This window comes from Actinomadura rubrisoli (assembly GCF_004349215.1).
Lineage (GTDB): Bacteria > Actinomycetota > Actinomycetes > Streptosporangiales > Streptosporangiaceae > Spirillospora > Spirillospora rubrisoli.
The window spans coordinates 1-14,249 of record NZ_SMKU01000054.1 but is presented as its reverse complement, the minus strand read 5'-3'; the positions used below and the strand labels follow the sequence as shown (position 1 = coordinate 14,249).

Sequence of the window (14,249 nt, the reverse complement as noted above, 5' to 3'; positions counted from 1 at the left end):
GCCTCAGCTCCCGGCCTCGTTCGGGGATTCGTCGCCCTGGCGGGTCCGCACCGTGCGCACGGACCGGACGTCCAGCGACATCTCGTCCTCCTTGGACACCCCGCGCTTGAGCCTGACGGTGCCCGACTCGGCGTCGACGACGTCCACGACCCTGTCCAGCAGCCCGGCGACCTGCTCGTTCCCGACCCGGTGCGCCAGCACCACGGCGCGTCCGAGCCGGGCCGTGGCGGTGTCTTCGTCGCCCTTCCGGTGCGCCTCCAGGCCGTCCTGGATGGCGTCGGCGAGCTCGGACTGCCCGGTGTGGTGCGCGACCCGCCGGTTGATCCTCGTCGACTTGGACTCGTCGTCGGTCCACTCGGCCAGGACGCTGCCCGACGCCAGCTCCCGCTCGGCGTCCGCGCCCGTCCCGGGGACGACCAGCTTCACCCCCGCGGCCCGCATCTGCCGCCCGACGTCACCGGGCCGCACCTGCACGCACAGGTGGTACTCGCGCTCCTCGGCGCCCCACGCGCCGAGCGGGTAGTCGGCCGTCTGCCTGCCCGACTCGGTCCGCCTGCCGGTGAGGTCCTCCACGGTGGGCACCATCTGCTTGACGAACCGCACCTCGGCGTGCTGCGGCGTCCACACGCGCAGCGCCACGTCCGCGACCTCCTTGCCCATCGCGTCCCGGGTCATCCGCAGGAAGTCGGCCTCCAGGTCGCGCGGGTCGGGCACGTCGAGGAAGCCGCCCAGCAGCACTGAGGTGATCTTGCGGAGCTCGGCGACGTCCCAGTCGGTGCCGACGCCGCGCGCGTCGCAGAGGAAGCTCCCCTCGCACTGGCGGAGCGCGGCGTCCAGCTCCTCGTCGCTCTCGTGCTGGTTCTTGCCGTCGGTCAGCAGGATGGCGTGCCGGATGGCGTCGCGGTGCTCGGTGAAGAGCCGGTCGGCGAGGCGGAGCCACGAGCCGATCGCCGTCCCGCCGGCCGCGTCCAGCCGTCCGATCGCGCTCGCGGCGCCGCGCCGGGTCTTGTCGCTGACCTGGACGAGCCGCTCCCCCTTCGGGTAGACCATCCGCGGCTGGTTCGCACCGGCGACCACCGCGAAGTGCACGTCGTCGCGCAGCACGTTCACGGCGGCCTTCGCCGCGCGCTTCGCGGCGGCCATCTTGCCGCTGTAGGACATCGACCCCGAGGTGTCGACGATGATGATCTCGGCGGCCGACTGCCGGCCCGGCGGTCCCGCCGCCCCGCGCGGGCCGTCCCGGCCGGTGGACGAGGTGCGCGCCTCGATCGAGACGACCGCGTGCATCTCGCTCGCCTCCGCCGGGAGATAGGGGTTCTGGTCGACTCTGATCGTGAACTCGGGAAGATCGCTCATGGTCCGGGCTCCCTCGTCGGTCCGGGCGCCGGAAGGGCAATGCCGGCGTCCCGTGCGGCGTCGGTCCTCACAACAGCGTCGGTCCTCACTACGGCGTCCATCGTCACCACAGCGTCCATCGTCAGAACAGCGTCCTCGGCCGGACGGCGTTGGCCCGCTTCACCATCGCGTACCGCTGCTCCTGGCCGCCCGCCAGCTTGGCCAGGATCCGGTATTTCTCCTCCAGTTCCGCCCGCAGCGCCGGCTCCCACATCGGGACGCCGAGGATCTTCTGCCGGGCACCGGGCCGCGGCGGGCTGCGGTCGGCGCGCAGCCAGGTCAGGGCCGCCTCCAGGATCTCGGCGGCGAACGCGGCGTACCGCTCGGTGTCGAGCCGCAGCGACTGCAGCCGCCGCCCGGCCCCGACGAGGACGGCCGCGTCCAGCTCGTCCGGGCTCCGCCCGCGCACGGCGGTCGCGACGGCCGCGAGCTGCGCGGCGAGGTAGTGGCTGGAGATCCGGGGGACCGAGTCGAGGACCCGCTCGGCGGCCGTCCGGTCGCGGGCGGCCAGCCGGGCGCGGGCCAGCCCGAACGCGGCGCTCACATGGGTCGGATCGGTGCGCCAGACCGTCTCGTGGAAGCGCTCGGCGCTCCCGGCGTCGCCGCGGACCTCGTGGCAGAACGCGAGCGCCAGCTTCGGCGCCTGCTCGCCGGGCATCAGGTCGTACAGGTCGGTGAACACGGCCGACGCGTCGTCGCCGCGCCCGCCCGCGAGGGCCCGCACGCCCCGGTACCAGTCGACGCGCCAGTCGTCCGGCTGCTCCCCGCCGAGCTCGTCCAGGAGCCGGGCGGCCTCGTCCAGCTCGCCCAGCTCGATCCGGACCCGCGCCAGCGCCAGCCGGACCTCCCGCGACTCCACCGGCGCCGCGCCCAGCGCGCCCGCCAGGTCGCCGGCGTCGCGCGCGGTGAGCTCGGCGAGGAACGCCGCCGCCGGATCCGAGCCGGACACCAGCGGGACGGGCAGCGCCGCGGCCGCCGCGGCGGGCTCCAGCGGCGCCAGGACCGGCACGGCCGCGCCGTTCGCCCGCGCGCCGTCCAGGTCGAGCCGCCCGAGGCCGATGGTCTCGGTGCCGGCCGTGTGCTGCTCGGGGCCGAACAGCGGCGACGGCGCCGGACGGGGCCGTCCGTCCTCGGACGACAGCACCTCGCGCAGGACGCCGGTGAGCTGCTCGGCCATCTCGGCGGCGCTCTGGAAGCGGCGCGCCGGATCGGGGTGCGTGGCCCGGCGCAGCAGCCGGTGGTACGACTCGTGCCGCCGGAACAGCGGCACCTCCTCGCGCGGCGGCAGGCTCCGCAGGTGCCGCCCGGTGTAGCCGCGGAACGGGAAACTCAGCACCGCCAGCGCCCGGCCCACCGTGTACAGGTCGGACGTGACGGACGGCCCCTGCGAGCCGATCTCGGGCGCCTGGTAGCCGGGCGTGCCGAAGATGGGGCTGTCGACGTCGAACGCCCGCCGCACCCCGCCGAGGTCGATGAGCTTCAGCTGCTCCTCGGACTGGATCGCGTTGTCGGGCTTGAAGTCGCAGTACAGCAGCCCGACGCCGTGCAGGTAGCCGAGAGCGCTCAGTACCTCCAGCCCGTAGGCGATCACCTGGCCGAGGGGGAGCGCGGCCTGATCGCCCTCCACGTCGCGGCGGCTGAGCAGGATGTCCTTCAGCGACCGCCCGCCGACGTACTCCATCACGATGTAGCCGGAGCCGCCGTGCCGCACGAAGTTGTAGATCTTGACGATGTTGGGGTGCTCGACCTCCGCCAGGAACGCCCGCTCGGCGGTCGCGGCGGCCGCCGAGTCGGCGTCGCCGGAGTCGAGCATGCCCTTCAGGACGACCCACCGCTCGCTGACGTTGTGGTCGCGGGCCAGGTACACCCAGCCGAGCCCGCCGTGGGCCAGGCAGCCGAGCACCTCGTACTGCCCGCCGATCATCTCGCCCTCGCGGAGCTTCGGCGTGAACGAGAACGGATGCCCGCAGCTCTTGCAGAACCCCTCGGTGCGGCCGGGCCGCCCGTCGCGTCCCCGGCCGACCTTCTCGCCGCAGCGGCTGCAGAAGCGCCGTCCCTCCGGCACCTCCGGGTCCTGCATGATCGCCGAGGCGGGGTCGCGGGCCGGGACGGGCGGGACCTCGACGAGCCCGGCGCCGAGCATCCCGCGCCTGGCCGATCCGCTGGAGCCGGAGCCGCGCGTACCGCCGCGCGACGCCGTCCGCCCCGACCCGCCGGAGGAGCCTGAGCCGCCCGAATCGGGGGACGAGCCGCTCGCCGTCAGCGGACCGCTTGCCGGGACGGGCGAGAAGGCGTTCCCCGCCGCGGAGGCGCGCCCTGCCGCGGAGGCGCTCCCGGTCGCCGGGACCGATCCGGCCGACGCGGACGGGTCCACCGGCGGGGGCTCGGCGAGCGGGGCCATGCCGCACACGTCGCAGAAGCCGTCCGCTTCCACGCTGCCCGTGCAGCCGTCCTGGGCACATCGGGTCATCGCCGGGTCCCCGTCTCGCTCTCGCACGCCTTGATCGCGCGCTGGTACTCCGCCACCGCCACGGTGCCGCCGCGCAGATCGCACGGCGCCGTCCACAGCACGTCGCGGGCCTGGCCGTACAGCAGGGTGAGCGTCTCGTCCTCGGCCAGGCCGAGGCGCGCGGCCTTGGCCCGGTACGCCTCCAGCCGCCCCCGAAGCTCGCCCCTGCGTTCGAGCAGCCCGGCACTGAGACGCAGGTCACCCTGCGCGCGTTCCAGGGTGTCGGAGGTCGCGCGCTCCAGCTCGGCGACGCGTCCGGCCATCTCCACCCAGCGGCCCGCCTCGCGCAGCCGCTCCAGGGCCGCGACCCGGTGCCGCAGCCCGGCGCCGAGGTCCTGCGACGGCTCCGGCAGCATCGGCGACTCGATCTTGAGGAGGACGGTCGCGTACGCCTCGCGGGCGCGCCGCTCGACCTCCTCGACCTCCACGATGGACGCGGTGATGTCCGCGATCTGCTCCTCGTAGCGGTCCCGCAGGCGCGCGACCCCGGCGAGCTCACCGCGCAGCTGCTCCAGGACGGACCGGACCCGGTCGAGGCGCGAGGTGTCGGTCCCCCCGTCCCGGGCCAGGGCCAGCGGGTCCGTGCGGACGATCCGGCCGAGCGCGGTCAGCTCGCGGCCGAGCCGGTCCAGCTCGGGATGCCGCGTCCCGTCCAGGGAATGGGCCAGCCGCGCCGCCTCCCGCCAGCTCTCCTCGGCCTCCTCCAGGGGTTGCAGCAGCGCCGTCCACGCCGCGTCCACGGCGGCGATCTCCCCCGCCACGAACTCGTAGGAGTCCGACATCATGCCGACGGCCTCGTCCAGCGTCACCCGCCGCTCCTGCGGGCCGAGCAGCGTGCGGGCCTCCAGCGGGATCTCGCCGTCCGGTACCTCCACCGAGAGGCCCGACAGCAGCCCGCTCAGCTCGACCAGCGTCGCCGCGCCCGGACGGGACGAACGGTCGCGCAGCTCCCCCGCCTCGTCCAGGACGCGCTGGTAGGCGTCGAAAAGCCGCCACAGCATCGCCAGCCGCGACTGCGCCGCGTCCCAGCGCCGCCACGTCTCCCCGGTGAGCCGCGTGCCCCTCAGCAGCCGGTTGCCGGGGTGGGCGTCGAGCTCCAGCAGTGCCGCGGAGATGCGCTCCCGCTCGTCCCGGAGGGTGCCCAGGGCATGGTCGACCCCCTCCCGGCTCATGGGCGCGGCGGCCCCTGCCCCGCTTTCATCCACGTCAGCCCCGCGATCGGTCCACTCGGTCCCCGCAAGCGCCCCCGGGCCAGGGCGGTCTGGGAGCAGGGACCACTCAAGCATCGGACGTACGCTCCCTGCCAAGTGTGATCCGTGACACTGGTGGAGACAAGCGTCTTTCTAACCCGATACCTCCGGGACCCCTCCCGCGCGCCCCGGCGCCGCGCACGTGAGGTGATCACCGCCGACCCGTACCCTGTGCTCCAGGAACCTCGTGATGCGAGACGTCGTTACGCAGGTAGGTCGTTAACGAGAGGAGTGGTGAGTCCGCGGTGTCGGACCCCAGTCATAGACCTGGTGCCCCATGCTGAGCGCGGCGCTGGGAGTGCTCGCGGTGATCCTCCTCACCGCCGCAACCGGATACTTCGTCGCCCAGGAGTTCGCCTACGTCGCCGCCGACCGCGCGACCCTGGAGCAGGCCGCCGAGCGCGGCGACGCGTCCGCCCGGCGGGCCCTCAAGGTCATCGGCCGGCTGTCGTTCATGCTGTCGGGCGCCCAGCTCGGCATCACGATGACGACCCTGGTCGTCGGCTTCATCGCCAAACCCGCCCTCGCCGAGCTGATCGAGCCGCTGCTGAAGCTCGTCGGCGTCCCCGTGGGCGCCACGGGCGCGATCGCCCTCGCCACCGGCTTCGTCCTGGCCACGCTCGTCCAGATGCTGCTGGGCGAGCTGTTCCCCAAGAACCTCGCGCTCGCGCGCGCCGAATCCCTGGCGCGCGCGCTGGCCGCGTCCACGCTGGTGTACCTGACCGTTGCCGGCCCCCTGATCCGGTTCTTCGACCGCGCCGCCGAGCGCCTGCTGCGCGCCGTCGGCGTCGAGCCGGTCGACGAGCTGCACAGCGGCGCCACCCTGGAGGAGCTCGGCGACATCATCGGCAAGTCGCACAGCTCGGGCCACCTGCCCGCCGACCTGTCCGGCCTGCTGGACCGGGCCCTGTCCTTCGGCGACCTCACGGCCGACGAGATCATGGTGCCGCGCCCCCACGTCCGCACCCTGCCCGGCACCGCGCCCGTCGCCGACCTCGTCGCGCTCATCCGCGAGACCGGCCACAGCGCCTACCCCGTCTACGACCAGGAGGTCGACGACGTGATCGGCGTGGCCGGCGTCCGCGAGGTCGCCGACGACTCCCTCGACCAGTCCACCCGGCAGCCAGCCCCTGTACGGGGTGATCGACCGGATGCGCGACTCGGGCGAGGAGTTCGCCTGCGTCGTGGACGAGTACGGCGGCCTCGCCGGCATCCTCACCTTCGAGGACGTCGCCGAGGAACTGGTCGGCGAGATCGCCGACGAGACCGACGCCCGCGAGGACGCCCCGACCTCCGGCCCCGACGGCTCCTGGCTCGTCGACGCGGGCATGCGCATCGACGAGGTCGGCCGCCTCACCGGCCTGTCCCTCCCCGAGGGCGACGCCTACGACACCCTCGGCGGCCTCGTCATGGCCGAGCTCCGCCGCCTCCCCTGCCCCGGCGACCGCCTGACCGTCGTCCCCGCGTCCGGCCGCGCCGACCTGGTGGAACTGGAGGTCGTCACCGTGGCCCGCCGCGTCGCCGAAAAGATCCGCATCCGCACGACGGCCCCTGCCGCCGCCGGTCCCGGCATCTCCGACCCGCCCAGCGTCGTCCCGCCGCCTGACGACACGACCTGGAACGACGACACGACCCGGAAGGACGACGCGACCCGGAAGGACGACGCGGCGCCCGAGGACGGCGCCGTGGCGTCCGGCCAGGAGGTGTCATGGACCCGCTGACCTCGCTGCTCATCACCGTCCTGCTGCTGGTCGGCAACGGGTTCTTCGTGGCGGCCGAGTTCGCCCTTGTGGCGGCCAACCGCTCACAGCTCGAACGTGCGGCGGCCAAGGGCAGCCGTCCGGCCGTGGCCGCCGTGGCGGGCGTGCGGGAGCTGTCGCTGATGCTGGCAGGCGCGCAATTCGGCATCACGATGTGCTCGCTGGGCCTCGCCATCGTCACCGAACCCGCGTTCGAACACGTCCTGGAGCCGCCTCTGCACGCCGCGGGCGTCCCCGAGGCGGGCGCGAAGGCGATCGCGCTCGCGTGCGCCCTCGCCGTCATCACGTTCCTGCACATGGTCGTGGGGGAGATGGCCCCGAAGTCGTGGGCGATCGCGCACCCCGAACGGTCGGCGGTGCTCCTCGCCCTGCCGTTCCGCGGGTTCGCGAAGGTCTCCCGTCCGGTACTGGCGGTGCTGAACGCCGCGACCAACGCGCTGCTGCGCCTCTTCCGCGTCACCCCGAAGGACGAGCTGGACGACCACACCGACCCCGCGCGCCTCAGCCACCTGCTCGGCGAGTCGCGCCGCCTCGGCCTCATCAAACGGCACGACCACGAGCTGCTGCGCCGGGCGATCTCCGCGCGGGAGGCCACCGTCGGCCACCTGGTGGTGCCCGCCACGTCCGTGACCACGATCGGCGCGGACGCGACCGCCGCGCAGATCCGCCGCACCGCGACCGCCAGCGGCCACAGCCGCCTCCTCGTCCGCGACCGCCACGGCGCGATGACCGGGATCGTCCACGTCCGCGCCGCGATCACCGAGCCCGACGGCGAGCGCCGCGCGGAGGACCTCGCCCACCCGGCTCCCGTCCTCACCGCCGAGGCGACCGTCCTGGACGCGGTCAGCCGGATGCGCCGGGCCCGCGCCCAGCTCGCCGTCGTGAACGACGCCCAGAACGAGTTCACGGGCATCGTGACCCTGGACGACCTCCTGGCGGAACTCCTGGCCACCAACCCGCACTGAAGACGCACCTGCGAGGCCGCCGCTGTTGTCGAGGTGCTGCAACGCGCCTTCTGCGTCATCGTGGAACCCATGAGCGGCAACACGCATGGCCACGGGCACGATCGGCGGGGGCAGGCGCTCAAGAGCCGGATCGTCCACGCCCTGAGGCCGCACTCGCACGAGCCCGCCGACAAGGTGGACTCCGCGCTGGAGGCCAGCTCCGATGGCATGCGGGCCCTGTGGATATCCCTGGCGGGCCTCGGCGCCACCACGCTCGTCCAGGCCGTGGTGGTCGTGATCTCCGGCTCAGTGGCGCTGCTGGGCGACACGCTCCACAACGCCGCCGACGCCCTGACCGCCGTCCCCTTGGGGATCGCGTTCGTCCTCGGCCGGCGTCCGCCGACCCGGCGCTACACCTACGGGTACGGGCGGGCCGAGGACCTCGCGGGCGTGGCCATCGTGATCACCATCGCCGCGTCCCTGGCGGCCGCCGGGTACGCGGCCGTCCAGCGCCTCGTCCATCCACAGCCTGTGGATCACCTGGCGGCGGTCGCGGCGGCCGCAGTCGTGGGATTCGTGGGCAACGAACTGGTGGCCCGCTACCGCGTCCGCGTGGGCCGCCGGATCGGTTCGGCCGCCCTGGTCGCCGACGGCCTCCACGCCCGTACGGACGGCTTCGCGTCCCTGGCTGTCCTGGTAGGCGCCCTGGGCCTGGCGCTGGGACTGCCCTGGGCCGATCCCGTCGTCGGCCTCCTGATCACCATCGCGATCCTGGGCGTCCTCTGGCAGACGGCCCGCGAGGTCTGGCGGCGCCTCATGGACGCCGTCGACCCCGAACTTGTCGACCGCGCCGAGGCCGCGCTTGCCGGGACTCCGGGCGTCCTGGCCGTCGGCGACGTGCGGCTCCGCTGGATCGGACACCGCCTCCGCGCCGAATGCGACGTCATCGTGGACCCGCGCTCGACCGTCGTCCGGGCCCACCAGGTGGCCGTGGACGCCGAGCACAGCCTGCTGCACGCCCTGCCCCGCCTGTCCGGAGCCCTCGTCCACCCCGATCCCCTGCCGCGCGACGGAGAAGATCATCACGCCGCGCTCGCGGGTCACCGATGATCTGTCACCTGTGAGACGTTAGTCCGGAGCAGAAGGGGAGAAATACGGCCCCGGGGTCGATCTGGACGGGATGGCGTCGGTGAAGCAGTCAGCAGGGACCAACGGGCCGGACGAAGAGCACCCGACCGCAGCGGGCGAGGACCAGCAACCCGCTGCGGCCCCCTACGTCCCAGAATCGGAAGTCCCGACCGTGACCTTCAGCCCGGTCGTGCCTTCCCCCGAAACCGCGCCGCCAGAGGCGACCCTGCCAGACGGGCTCACGCCCGCCCCCGAGCCACCGTCCGAGGACCTTCCCGCCGAGGGCCCGCCGGAAGAGACCGCCCCAGACGAGAGCGCACCCCCCGACGAGCCACTGGCTGAAGACCCTCCTGGCCCGATCACGCACCCCGCGCGCCCACTGGCCGAGGAGGCTTTCCCAACCAAGGTCCCGTCCGACGAGCGCCAATCGCCAGAAGAGACCGTCCCCGCCGAACCTCCGGCGGCAGACGCCATGCGCGTTGAGAGTCCGTCGCCAGGAGAGACCTTCCTGGACGAGACCACGCCCGCCGACGACCCGATGGGAGAGGGCCAGCCAGACCCGGCCCCGCGCCCCGGACGCCTAGCGGCCGAAGCAGCCCTTCCTGCCGAACCTCCGGCGGCAGACGCCACGCGCGTTGAGAGTCCGTCGCCCGAAGAAACCCTCCCAGACGACACCGCACCCGCCGATCAGCCGCTGGGTGAGGGCCTTCCTGATCCGGTCGCGCGTCCCCCGCGTCCGCTGGCCGAGGAGGTCTTTCCGGCCAAGGTCCCGTCCGACGAGCGTCAGTCGCCGGGGGAGACCTTTGTGGACGAGTCCACATCGGCCGGTGAGGCTCACCCTGCGGACGCCGGGAGTCCGTTGGCGGAGGAGACTCTCCCCGATCGGGTCCTATCAGCTGATGAGACCGCGCCTTTCGAAGCGGCCGCCCCAGGGCCGTCCCCTGGCATCGAGGAGCAGCAGGTTGACCCGGGCGGGCTCGACGAGCCGGTCCTGGATCCGCGCTCGGCGTTCACCACCATGCCGCTGGACGAGGCCGGCGCGCAGGACGGTCCAGGGCCCGTGGCCGGGACGCCGCCGCTCGGCGTGGAGGGGCTCGGCGAGGAGGCATGGGGCGGGCGTGAGCTGGTCGAGAGTGTCTACGGGCCGCTGACCGAGGAGTACGAGCGGCTCGACGCCCGGTTGAGGGAGGCGCCGCAGGACATTCCGCCGGTCGGCTGGGCGCCGTACATCGCCGCCTTGCGCGCGCTGCGTGAGGGACGGGTCGTGGGCGACTGGGAGGCGCTGGCCCGGCTGCTCGTGTCCCCCGGGTCCCTGGGACGGGGCTCGAATCAGATCCGGCTCGTCCAGGTGAGGGACGAGGCGGCGGAGACCCGGGCCGTCCTGGAGATAGTCAAGGGGCTGGCGGCGGCGGGCGAGCGGGCGCTGCTGCTCGCGCCCGCTCAGAAGAGGGCCGTCGAGCTGCTGCGGAGCGTGGAGGACGACCCCGAGATCTTCTCCCTGCTGATCGAGACCCGGCCCTCGGACGTGGGCGACGACGGCGGAGGGGCGGTGCAGCCGCAGCTGAGGGAGTTCGGCTCCAACGGGACGGTCGAGTTCAGGCCCCTGAGCGGGCCGCCCGAGCCCGCGGACGCGTCGTCCTCGATCACGAGGGCCGAGCCGCTCCCCGTCCTCCCCGAGCCCGAGGAGGCGGGACGGACGCCCGAGGAACGGGTGCGGGCGGCGTCCGTGCGGCCGGTGGGAGAGGCGTGGCGGCAGTCCTGGCGGACGGAGGCGCGCCTGTTGCAGCGCGGCCTGATGTGGTTGGAGCAGTGGCCGAGGGACGCGGCGGCGCTGGAGGCCGTCCAGGCGGAGAACCTGCGGTGCCACGAGCGGCTGGAGGCCGAGCGGGCGGCGTTGGCGGCCGGGATCGAGGAGGCGCGGAACGCGGCCGCGGCGGCCGAGCGGGCCGCCGTGGAGGTCGAGGCGGAGGCCGAACGGCTCGTCGCCGTCCAGGCTGAGGCTGAGGCGGAGCTGGCGGGTCCCCGCGCGGAGGCGGACCGGCTGAAGGCGGTGGCGGCCGAGACGGCGGCCGTGGCGAGCGAGCGGACCCGCACGGCCGACGCCGCGTACGCCCGCTGCGCGGAGCTGGACCAGCGTGCCGCGACCGCCCGGAGCGAGCTTGAGGCGGCGCGGCGGCTGGAGGAGTCGCTGACGGACGAGCTGGCCCGCGCCCGCGAGGCGCTGCCCGCGGCGGCCGAGGAGGCCGACCGGCTGACGGCGGCGGACGCGGACGCGGCGGCGGAGGGGCATGCCGCGTACTACAGGCTCGTCTCGGCGGAGTCGGCGCTGTCCGCGCTGCGCAGGAAGATGACGCTCGGGCAGCGCCTGCACGTGGCGTCGCCACCGTCCGGGCTGAGCAGCCTGCGCGACGAGGTCAGGGCCCGGACGCGGGAGGCGGACGAGGCGGCGAAACGGGCCAAGGCGGCCAAGGACGCGGCGGAGGGCGCGGAGTCCCAGCGCCAGGGCCTCGCCGCTTTCGTGTCCGACGGCGGGACGCGGCTCGCGACCGCGCAGGAGGCGCAGGAACGCCTGGGGACGGAGCTGACCTGGCTCGCGACGGAGCGGGAGACGGCGAGCGCCGAGCACCTGGAGCAGGCGAGGCTGGCCGCCGAGGCCGTGGACCGGGCCACGCAGGCGAGCCTGGAGGCCCGCATCGCCCACCAGGCCGCGCACGTGATCGAGGAGAGGCTGAACGCCGCGCGGACGGCCCGGGAGGAGGCCCTCGCGACCGCCGAACAGGCCAGGGCGGATGCCGATGCGTCGACGGCCCGGGCGGCCGCGGCGGAGGCCGCGCTGGAGCGCCACGCGGCGGAGTCCGGGGAGGAGCTGTCCGCGCGGGACGCCGAGCTGGAGACCGCGGTGGAGGCGGAGGCGCGCTCGCGCGAGAACGTCCGGGAGATCTGCGGCTCCGACCCGTCCGGCGAGCCGGAGCTGATCTCCACGCACCAGCGGCGCGCCATGGCCCGCATCGAGCAGCTCACCGCCTACATGGAGGGCGGCGAGGCCGCGGACGCGGCGGGCGACGTCCTGCTCCGCACCGCCGACCTCGTCATCGGGACCCCGCTGGGCGCGGGCATGGCCGCGGCCGAGGAGGAGTTCGACGTGCTGGTCGTCACCGGTCCCCTCACGGACGCGGAGTTCCTCATCGGCGCCGTACGGGCCCGTTGCTGGATCCTCGTCGGCGAGGACACGACGGCGCCTGCGGACGACAGCGTGAGGCGCGGCCCGTTCGAGCGGTGCTCGGTGGCCGCGCCCCATCTGCTGGACGAGTAGGACGTCTCGCGGATCAGTCGTCGTCCCCGCCGAGGACCAGGTGGAGGATCCATCCGACGACGCCCACGACGATCGCGCCCCAGAACGCCGGCCAGAACCCCGCGACGTGGAAGGGCAGCTCGAACCGCTCGGCGAGCTCGCTGGTCAGCCACAGCAGCAGGGCGTTCACCACGAGCCCGATCAGGCCGAGGGTGAGGATGTAGAAGGCGCAGCCGATCGTTTTGACGATCGGCTTGATGAGGGCGTTGACCAGGCCGAAGATGACCGCGACGCCCAGCAGGGTCAGCGCGCGCCGTCCCGCCGTGTCGCCGGTGACCGTGATGCCGTGGATCAGCGCGGTGGCGGCCCAGAGGGCGACCGCGGTGATGCCGACCTTGAGAAGAATGCGCACACCACGAGCATGCTTGCCCGGGACGGGAACTCCATCCCTCTACGCGGCGATTTCGCCGTTCCCCGTGGTCATCATCCGGGACGAGATGACGCTGGCCGGTCCGTCCGAAAGGGTCAGTCGATCCGGTCGAAGAAGGGGGACGTGGCCGGAATCTGCGAACGGGGCGCGACGCGGACGGCCGGAGCGGGCGTCCTCCGCGGCCGAGACGCGTGTCCCGCCGACGCGTGAGACAGCGGGGGCGCCGACTCGGCCGGGGCCGCGGACACGCCGCCCTGCTGAAGCACCCCACCGCCCTGCGGGGGCACACCCTCCTGCTGGAGACCGCCGCCCTGCTGGGGCACACCGTCCCGCTGGAGGCCACCGCCCTGCTGGAGGCCGCCGCCCTGCTGGGGCACGCCGGACGACTGAGGTACGCCAGACGGCTGAGGCATGCCCGACAGCTGAGGCACGCCCGACGGCTGGGGCAGGCCACCCTGCTGGACGCGGGCCAGCTCGCGCTGCAGACGGCGCTTCTCCATCTCCAGGGCGGTGAGCGACTCCTCGTGCTCCTCGCGCAGGTAGCGGAGGTCGCGGCGGGTGCGGATCCTGCGGACGGCGCCCATGAACGTGAGCATCATCCCGGCGAGGAAGACGACGGCCACGACCGCTCCGGCGAGGAAGACCTGCCACTGCGCGTCCACACCCGGCACGGTCCGGCCGAAGACCACGAGGTGCGCGGGACCCGTGTTGTCGAGGACCACTCCGGCCGAGACGGCGATGGCGGCCGCGACCAGAAGGAAACCGAGGAACACCATGGGCAGATCTCCTCTGCGATGACTCCGGAGGGGGACGGAGGGTCACCACCATGCCAGACGCCCGCCGCGCGTTGTCGCATTCGCCGGATATATACGGATCAATGGGCCTTCGCCCGAACCGCTGCGGGCGGTTCCCCAACGATCGCACCGGGTAGTGATCACTGCCGGAGGCCATGCCGAACCCGGGGAGGGATCCATGTCCGTGCAGGCCATCGTGTTCGACCTGGACGGGGTCCTGATCGACTCCGAGCCGGTCTGGGAGGAGGTCCGCCGCGCCTACGTCGCGGACCACGGCGGGCGCTGGCTGCCCGACACCCAGGAACGGCTGATGGGCATGAGCACCGCCGAATGGGCCGAGTACCTCAGCACCGAGCTCGTCAAGGGCGTCACACCGGACGAGGTCGCCTACGAGGTGATCGACCAGATGTCCCAGCGGTACGTGGACGGCCCGCCCCTACTGCCCGGCGCCGAGGAGGCCGTCCGCCGCATTGGCGAATACCGTCCGCTGGGCCTCGCCAGCTCATCCCCACGCGCCCTGATTGACCTCGCGCTAGGCAAGCTCGGCGTCGAGAGCCTGTTCCGCGCCACCGTATCGACCGAAGAGGTCGACAGCGGCAAGCCCGCCCCGGACGGCTACCTCGCCGTGGCCGCCCAACTGGAACTCCCCGCGCGCGCTTGCGTCGCCATCGAGGACTCCAGCAACGGCCTACGCTCGGCCCACGCCGCCGGGATGCGCGTGATCGCCGTCCCCCGTCCAGCCCACCC

Annotated in this window: 10 protein-coding genes and 1 pseudogene; 6 read left to right on the top strand and 5 right to left on the bottom strand. The window is 73.8% G+C overall.

All coding sequences use genetic code 11. From position 1 onward, the window contains the following. Window positions 1-3: 3 nt before the first annotated feature. The 3 genes from E1298_RS13505 to E1298_RS13495 form a co-directional block, all read right to left on the bottom strand. Window positions 4-1,356 (bottom strand): VWA domain-containing protein, encoded by a 1,353-nt coding sequence (locus E1298_RS13505; RefSeq protein ID WP_131892943.1) that lies wholly within the window; start codon window positions 1,354-1,356, stop codon window positions 4-6. A 121-nt stretch (window positions 1,357-1,477) separates the two neighbouring features. Further along, complete coding sequence (locus E1298_RS13500; RefSeq protein WP_131892941.1) at window positions 1,478-3,865, bottom strand: serine/threonine-protein kinase; 2,388 nt, start codon at window positions 3,863-3,865, stop codon at window positions 1,478-1,480. Continuing rightward, window positions 3,862-5,076, bottom strand: a complete 1,215-nt coding sequence (locus tag E1298_RS13495) for a hypothetical protein (protein ID WP_131892939.1) — start codon at window positions 5,074-5,076, stop codon at window positions 3,862-3,864. The genes E1298_RS13500 and E1298_RS13495 overlap by 4 nt, the downstream gene beginning before the upstream one ends. A 355-nt stretch (window positions 5,077-5,431) precedes the next feature. Here E1298_RS13495 and E1298_RS50320 point away from each other — a divergent pair. The 5 genes and pseudogenes from E1298_RS50320 to E1298_RS48055 form a co-directional block, all read left to right on the top strand. Next, window positions 5,432-5,971: pseudogene (locus E1298_RS50320) on the top strand (CNNM domain-containing protein); the annotation flags it as partial. Between the two features lie 322 nt (window positions 5,972-6,293). After that, complete coding sequence (locus E1298_RS50315) at window positions 6,294-6,875, top strand: transporter associated domain-containing protein (RefSeq protein ID WP_243725564.1); 582 nt, start codon at window positions 6,294-6,296, stop codon at window positions 6,873-6,875. After that, the gene (locus tag E1298_RS13485) at window positions 6,863-7,879 is read left to right on the top strand and encodes a hemolysin family protein (protein WP_131892937.1); all 1,017 of its coding nucleotides are present in this window, start codon (window positions 6,863-6,865) and stop codon (window positions 7,877-7,879) included. The genes E1298_RS50315 and E1298_RS13485 overlap by 13 nt, the downstream gene beginning before the upstream one ends. Window positions 7,880-7,948: 69 nt before the next feature. Next, on the top strand, window positions 7,949-8,968 hold the full coding sequence (locus E1298_RS13480; RefSeq protein WP_131892935.1) for a cation diffusion facilitator family transporter: 1,020 nt from the start codon (window positions 7,949-7,951) through the stop codon (window positions 8,966-8,968). An 877-nt stretch (window positions 8,969-9,845) separates the two neighbouring features. Next, entirely contained in the window at window positions 9,846-12,299 is a 2,454-nt protein-coding gene (locus E1298_RS48055; RefSeq protein WP_165975450.1) for a hypothetical protein, read from the top strand. A gap of 13 nt (window positions 12,300-12,312) precedes the next feature. On the opposite strand, the gene E1298_RS13470 is transcribed toward E1298_RS48055, so the two are convergent. Together E1298_RS13470 and E1298_RS49470 are read right to left on the bottom strand one after the other, a co-directional pair. Then, window positions 12,313-12,690, bottom strand: a complete 378-nt coding sequence (locus E1298_RS13470; RefSeq protein WP_131892933.1) for a phage holin family protein — start codon at window positions 12,688-12,690, stop codon at window positions 12,313-12,315. Window positions 12,691-12,803: 113 nt separating this feature from the next. Next, window positions 12,804-13,484 (bottom strand): hypothetical protein, encoded by a 681-nt coding sequence (locus E1298_RS49470; RefSeq protein ID WP_207944607.1) that lies wholly within the window; start codon window positions 13,482-13,484, stop codon window positions 12,804-12,806. Between the two features lie 196 nt (window positions 13,485-13,680). On the opposite strand from E1298_RS49470, the gene E1298_RS13460 reads away from it, so the two are divergent. Then, on the top strand, window positions 13,681-14,249 hold a 569-nt coding region (locus E1298_RS13460), incomplete at its 3' end, for an HAD family hydrolase (RefSeq protein ID WP_131892931.1).